Source organism: Streptomyces sp. NPDC055078, assembly GCF_053607985.1.
Genome location: NZ_JBSGUP010000494.1, coordinates 1 through 6182, shown reverse-complemented (window position 1 = coordinate 6182; position 6182 = coordinate 1). Strand labels below are relative to the sequence as shown.

General features: G+C 72.2%; 7 protein-coding genes and 5 tRNA genes. 5 read left to right on the top strand and 7 right to left on the bottom strand.

All coding sequences use genetic code 11. The annotated features are described in order from the left end of the window. Positions 1-39: 39 nt before the first annotated feature. From ACWF94_RS30225 to ACWF94_RS30205, 5 genes are all read right to left on the bottom strand, one after another. Positions 40-111 (bottom strand) — tRNA-Val (locus tag ACWF94_RS30225). Between the two features lie 81 nt (positions 112-192). Continuing rightward, positions 193-264 (bottom strand) — tRNA-Val (locus ACWF94_RS30220). Between the two features lie 21 nt (positions 265-285). Beyond that, positions 286-357, bottom strand: a tRNA-Val gene (locus ACWF94_RS30215). A gap of 1 nt (position 358) precedes the next feature. Beyond that, positions 359-432, bottom strand: a tRNA-Cys gene (locus ACWF94_RS30210). 35 nt (positions 433-467) lie between these two features. Continuing rightward, positions 468-540 (bottom strand) — tRNA-Gly (locus ACWF94_RS30205). A 169-nt stretch (positions 541-709) separates the two neighbouring features. Here ACWF94_RS30205 and ACWF94_RS30200 point away from each other — a divergent pair. The 3 genes from ACWF94_RS30200 (at position 710) to ACWF94_RS30190 (ending at position 3612) form a co-directional block, all read left to right on the top strand. Beyond that, positions 710-1783: a chorismate-binding protein gene (locus ACWF94_RS30200; protein ID WP_453495483.1), complete on the top strand. Its 1074-nt coding sequence runs from the start codon at positions 710-712 to the stop codon at positions 1781-1783. Further along, on the top strand, positions 1780-2610 hold the full coding sequence (locus ACWF94_RS30195) for an aminotransferase class IV (RefSeq protein WP_453495480.1): 831 nt from the start codon (positions 1780-1782) through the stop codon (positions 2608-2610). The genes ACWF94_RS30200 and ACWF94_RS30195 overlap by 4 nt, the downstream gene beginning before the upstream one ends. 147 nt (positions 2611-2757) lie before the next feature. After that, positions 2758-3612, top strand: coding sequence for a GNAT family N-acetyltransferase (locus tag ACWF94_RS30190; RefSeq protein ID WP_453495477.1), 855 nt, complete (start codon positions 2758-2760; stop codon positions 3610-3612). A gap of 158 nt (positions 3613-3770) precedes the next feature. On the opposite strand, the gene ACWF94_RS30185 is transcribed toward ACWF94_RS30190, so the two are convergent. Beyond that, the gene (locus ACWF94_RS30185; protein WP_453495474.1) at positions 3771-4277 is read right to left on the bottom strand and encodes a DsbA family protein; all 507 of its coding nucleotides are present in this window, start codon (positions 4275-4277) and stop codon (positions 3771-3773) included. A 246-nt stretch (positions 4278-4523) separates the two neighbouring features. On the opposite strand from ACWF94_RS30185, the gene ACWF94_RS30180 reads away from it, so the two are divergent. Continuing rightward, positions 4524-4979, top strand: coding sequence for a hypothetical protein (locus ACWF94_RS30180; RefSeq protein ID WP_453495471.1), 456 nt, complete (start codon positions 4524-4526; stop codon positions 4977-4979). A 382-nt stretch (positions 4980-5361) separates the two neighbouring features. Continuing rightward, entirely contained in the window at positions 5362-5514 is a 153-nt protein-coding gene (locus ACWF94_RS30175) for a hypothetical protein (RefSeq protein ID WP_453495468.1), read from the top strand. Between the two features lie 63 nt (positions 5515-5577). On the opposite strand, the gene ACWF94_RS30170 is transcribed toward ACWF94_RS30175, so the two are convergent. Beyond that, complete coding sequence (locus ACWF94_RS30170) at positions 5578-6135, bottom strand: CGNR zinc finger domain-containing protein (RefSeq protein WP_453495486.1); 558 nt, start codon at positions 6133-6135, stop codon at positions 5578-5580. Positions 6136-6182 lie beyond the last annotated feature (47 nt).

The window sequence follows — 6182 nt, the reverse complement described above, 5'->3', positions numbered from 1 at the left end:
GAACCCCCGGCCGTGGAAACGGCCGGGGGTTCTTGCCGGTGCGCGATACTGGGATTGAACCAGTGACCTCTTCCGTGTCAGGGAAGCGCTCTCCCGCTGAGCTAATCGCGCGGGACGACCCGCCACACAGAAGTCATGCGGCCGGTGCGTGTGATGCGTGTGGTGCTTGTGCGGGTGGTGCCGGTGTGTGCGTGCGCGATACTGGGATTGAACCAGTGACCTCTTCCGTGTCAGGGAAGCGCTCTCCCGCTGAGCTAATCGCGCGGAGAATCCTGCTGGATCCAGTGGACGATACTGGGATTGAACCAGTGACCTCTTCCGTGTCAGGGAAGCGCTCTCCCGCTGAGCTAATCGTCCTTGGAGGTGGAGACGGGATTTGAACCCGTGTAGACGGCTTTGCAGGCCGTTGCCTCGCCTCTCGGCCACTCCACCCGGAGCGCGGGGGCTCGGGAAGATCCCCCACATCGAGCGGACGACGAGATTCGAACTCGCGACCCTCACCTTGGCAAGGTGATGCTCTACCAACTGAGCCACGTCCGCTTGTCATTCCCGGCCCGCTCTGCGCGGCCCGGTGACGTGTTGAACTCTAGCGGATTACTGAGCCAGCACAAAAACACGTTTCCGCAGCGTGCTGAGGTGTGTTCGCCCCGCAATGCCCCGATCCGTCTATGACCGACGGCCCAACCCCGCCGGTCATAGACTCGGAGACGTGCAGGACCTCGTTCCCCTGGCCCGCTTCGGGCGCATTGTCGCCACCGACCTCCGGGATGTCACCAGCGACCCCGAAGCCCTCGACTCGGCGGGCTTCTGGGCCGTCGCCGCCGACTTCGAGGGCGCTCTGACCTGCGCCCGCTTCGGTGACGTCCGTACGGAGCCGGTGCCGCGCCCCGCCCCCGGGCGCTGGCGGGGTCCCGCATCGGACGCGTGGACGTCATCGCTGGACCGGGCCGGCTACACCGCGGGCGTACGCCGGATCCGTGAGTACATCGCGGCCGGCGAGGTGTACCAGGCCAATCTCTGCCGGGTGCTGTCCGCCCCGCTGCCCGATCCGGCCGCCGCCGATGTCGACGCGCTCACCGCACTCCTGGCACGCGGCAACCCCGCCCCCTACGCCGGAACGATTCGCCTCCCCGGCCACGGCGTCGAGATCGCCACCGCCTCGCCCGAGCTGTATCTGCGGCGTACGGACGGAACGGTCGAATCCGGGCCGATCAAGGGCACCGGGCGCACCCCGGACGATCTGCTGGAGAAGGACCACGCGGAGAATGTGATGATCGTCGACCTCGTCCGCAACGACCTCGGGCGGGTCTGCGCCACCGGCACCGTGACCGTCCCGGCGCTCTGCGCGGTCGAAGTCCACCCGGGTCTTGTCCATCTCGTCTCGACCGTACGCGGCGAACTCGGCCCCAAGGACGGGTGGCGGCAGCTGCTCGACGCGACCTTCCCGCCCGGCTCGGTGACCGGAGCGCCCAAGATCAGCGCACTGAGGATCATCGAGACGCTGGAGACGGCGCCCCGGGGACCGTACTGCGGAGGCGTCGGCTGGGTCGACGCCGACCGGGGGACCGGAGAGCTGGCCGTCGGGATACGCACCTTCTGGATCGACCGGACCCCCGCCTCGGGCGCCGTGCTGCGCTTCGGTACCGGCGCGGGCATCACCTGGGGCTCGGACCCCGAGCGCGAGTGGGACGAGACCGAACTCAAGGCCGCCCGGCTGCTCGCGATAGCGTCGCAGACGTACGGCGGGGGGCGTATGGGCCAAGCGGAAGGATCAGCGGGATGAAGCTCTGGGTCAACGATGGACTGCGGGACGCCGACGACGCCCGGGTGTCGGTGCTCGACCACGGCATCACCGTCGGCGACGGCATCTTCGAGACGGTCAAGGCCGTCGGCGGACAGCCCTTCGCACTCACCCTCCACCTCGAACGGCTGACCCGCTCGGCGCACGGCCTCGGGCTGCCCGAGCCGGACCACGACGCGGTCCGCCGCGCCTGCGCCGCCGTACTGGAGGCGAATCCGATGGAACGCGGCCGGCTGCGCATCACCTACACGGCGGGCGTCGCACCGCTCGGCTCCGACCGGGGCACCGCGGGCCCCACCCTGGTCGTCGCGCTCGGCGAGGCCCGGCGCCGGCCCGACACCACCGCCGTGATCACCGTCCCCTGGACCCGCAACGAACGCGGCGCGCTGGCCGGGCTGAAGACGACCTCGTACGCGGAGAATGTCGTCGCGCTCGGCAGGGCGGCCCGGGAAGGGGCGTCCGAGGCGCTCCTCGCCAACACCGTCGGACGGCTCTGCGAGGGCACCGGCTCCAATGTCTTCCTGGTCATCGACGGCGAACTCCACACCCCGCCGGTCTCGTCCGGCTGCCTCGCGGGCATCACCCGCGCGCTGACCGTGCGGTGGGCCGGGGCCAGGGAGACCGATCTGCCCTTCGACGCACTGGAACGGGCCGAGGAGATCTTCCTGACCTCCAGCCTCCGCGATGTCCAGGCGGTGCACCGGATCGACGGCCGGCAGCTCACGGAGGCTCCAGGACCGGTCACCGCCAAGGCCATGCGGGTCTTCGACGAGCGCGCGGCGGCCGACCCCGACCCCACGCTCGGGTGACCCCTGAGGGGTGAGTCGTCCGGCGGACGGAACGCACCGTACGAAACGGGCCAACAGTGTCCAAGCCGGGCATCGCCCGGAGCGAACCCCGGCCTCCGTACGGGAACCGGGGTGTCGCGCGGCCCCGGAGCAGGTACAACACCCCTGATGACCACCACCCTGCGGCCGACCGGGCCGCTGCAGCACGAGGCGGACGGCGCGCAGTCACGCACGTACGAGGTATGCGTCAACAGCCGCCCCGTCGGCACGATCGAGATCGCCACCCTCCCTTCGGCTTCGGGCGAAGGCGCCGGCCCCCGGGGCGGCACCGTCCGCTCCCTGCGGATCGACGAGGCCGACCGGGGCCGCGGCCGGGGCACCGTCGCCGCCCTCGCCGCCGAGGAAGTGCTGCGCGGCTGGCGCTGCACCCGGGTCCAGGTGTCCGTACCGCCGGAGGCCGTCGCGGCCACCCGGCTCACCACCGCCCTCGGCTACACCGAACGCGGCCGGGACCTGGCCAAACCACTCGTTACGCCGCCGCCCGAGCTGCCCGGGGGAGTCACGGCCGGGCCGATGACCGAGTCCGAGTTCCGGCACTGGTGGACGGCGGGGCTGGAGAGACGCGCCAGGAGCCGGGCCGGGCACGGTCTCCCGCCCGCCGATGCCCGCGCCCGCGCCGAGGCCGAACGGGCCGCCCTGCTGCCCGACGGCCTCGCCACCCCGGGTGCCCGTCTTGAGGTACTCCGCCATGAGGGCACCGTCGTCGGTCACCTCCACCTCGGGCGGCGCGAGATCCGCCCCGGCGAACCCGAAGCCTTCGTCCACGACATCGAGGTCACCGAGGAGCGGCGCGGCCAGGGTCATGGGCGTTCCCTGATGCTGCTCGCCGAGCGCTGTGCGCTGGACGCCGGGACACCGCTGATCGGTGTGCGTGTCCGCCCGCGCGAGACCCCGCTGCTGCGGCTCTGCGAGTCGCTCGGCTACCGGACGACGGTCGTCCACTTCGCCAAAACGCTGCTCTAGGGAGTAGGGAGTGTCGTGAAAGCAGCGCCGTCCGCCCGGAGGGCATCCGCGCGCCGGGCGGGATGCGCCGGACCCGGCGCCCGGCGTCCGGCCCCCGGCTCCGGCGGAGGTGCCGGACCCGGCCCCCGGGCGGCGCGGTCGCGGGCGCCCGTCGGGTCTCAGTCCTTGAGGAGCCGGTCGGCGATCTCCTCGATCCTGGCCCGCAGTCCCTGCTGGCTCTTGCCGCCGTCGAGGCGCTCACCGCCGATGATGTACGTCGGAGTGCCGGTCACCCCCAGTGCCTTGCCCTCCGCGTGGTCCGCGTCCACGATCAGGAGGTGCCGGCCGTCGATCAGGGCGCTGTCGAACTCGTCGGGGTCCAGGCCCAGTTCACGGGCGGTCTCCACGAGGAACGGCTCGCCCTGGCCAGTCAGCTCCCTGACCCGGGTGAGCACCGCCTCGTAGTACTCCCGGCCCTTCCCCTGCGCGGCGGCCTCCTCGGCGGCCTGGGCGGCGGCGTAGGCGTGCCGGTGCTTCTCCAGGGGGAAGTGCCGGAGCCGGATGTCCATCCGGTCGCCGTACCGCTCACGCAGGGCGCGCACATCGTCGAGGGCCGTGCGGCAGTCGGGGCACTGGAGGTCGCACCAGACGTCGAGGACTGCGGTGCGGTCGGGGGAATCGCTCATGGGCCCAGTGTTCCAGCCCCCGGCCACCGCCCCCGATCTGGCCCACCGGCCCGGTGGTGACGGGGATGCGGTCCGCCGGACCTGGCCGGTATCCGGTCCGCTGCCCCCGGTGGTGACCGGGACCTGGGGATGATCCCGTCCCGGAGATCTCCCTGAAGTCCTGCGGGACCGTGGCCCCGGCGGCACCGGTCGGTGCAGGATGGAAGGGACGTAACCGCTCATGCCCGCCGAAGCCTGGAGGACCGGATGATTGCCGAGACCATTTGTTCCGCGGTGTCCGCGGCGGGCCTGGGCATCGCCGCGATCACGGCGTACCGCAAGCGTTTCCTCGCCGCCACCCGGATAGCCGCGTATGCCCTGGTCCCGCTGGGTCTGGTGCTGACCGGCGCCGTGGAGTGGGCGGTCGACACCGCCTTCAGCCCCACCGCTTGGGCCGGTTTCGGTCTTCTCGGCGGCTCCTGGCTGCTCTTTATGACCACCCGCGCGGTCGAGCGCCGCAAGGGCCTCGGGCGCAAGGACCGGAAGGCCGCCAAGGCCGCCCAGCGCGACGCGCTGGCGCCCACGGCCTCCACCCCCTCGCTGACCGGCACCGCCGCCCCGGCGGCCCGGCCCGCGTCCCAGCCCAAGCAGTCCAAGCAGTCCGCCGGCGCGGGGGAGGATTTCAGCGATATCGAGGCCATCCTGAAGAAGCACGGGATCTGACCCCAGCGCCGGCCCGGCGCCAGCCCGGCCCGGCACCGGCCGGTTCCCGCGCCTCAGGCCCCACCCGCCCCGGGGACCCCGTCGGCGGTACCGGCTCCGCCGGCGATCGTGGGGGGCGGCGGAGCCCGCGTATCCCCGGTGGCGTTGGACGGCATGGGCAGTGGGCGAAAACAGGTCATGGAGTGGACCGCCCGGACGGGGCGCCGGTGGGCGCCGGAGCCGCCGGGCGAGGGGTACGCGCGCCGGGCGCACGCCGCTCCGGGAGCGCCGGAGTGACCGCGCGCACCCGCCCGGAGGCCGGTGCGGAATGGGATGAACTCCCGCCACCCCGAAGCGTGTTGGTCGATCACCGGGGGGCGCCCTGCGTCATCATCACCCCGAGATGCTCGATACCTCCCGGGGCGAGGCCCCCGCACCGACGAAAGAGCCGCGAGGATGTCTGTTCGCGCTCTCCCAGCCGCCCCTCATGATCTTCCTGACGGTGATCGGCGTGCTGTTGCTCATGGCCGCTCTGCACGACCTGTTCCTGCTGTGAGCGGCCCCGCGCCGGACGGCCCGGCGGACGGCCCGGCGGACGGTAAGCGCCCGCTCCCCACGATCAGCCCGCCGCCTCCTTGCGCCGCGCGCGGTACGCGGCGACATGCAGTCTGTTGCCGCAGGTGCGGCTGTCGCAGTAGCGCCGTGAGCGGTTGCGCGACAGGTCGACGAAGGCACGCCCGCAGTCCGGCGCCTCGCAGCGCCGCAGCCGTTCCTGCTCACCGGCGACCACGATGAAGGCGAGCGCCATCCCGCCGTCGGCGGCGAGGTGGTCGGCGACGGAGGCGCCGGGCGCGAAATAGTGCACATGCCAGTCGTAGCCGTCGTGGTCGGTCAGCTGCGGGGTGGTGCCCGCCGCCGCCACCAGATCGTTGAGCAGCTCGGCCGCCACCCGGCTCTCGGACGCCGCGAAGATCTCGGCGAACCTGGCCCGTACGCCCTGCACCGCCCGGAGGTCCCGCTGCCCCAGCTCTCCCACATCGCTGATGCGGTGCCCGCGGACGAACGCGTCCAGTGCGACGACGTCGGCGAGCCCGTCGCTCTGGTCGCCCTCCGGTGCGGTGTTCACCAGATCGACCACCATGTCAAGGGCAAATCTGGTGTCGTGGGGGATCAGCACGAGTCGCTCCCTGGCCTGCTTGCGGGCCGGTGCCCGCCGAATTGCGC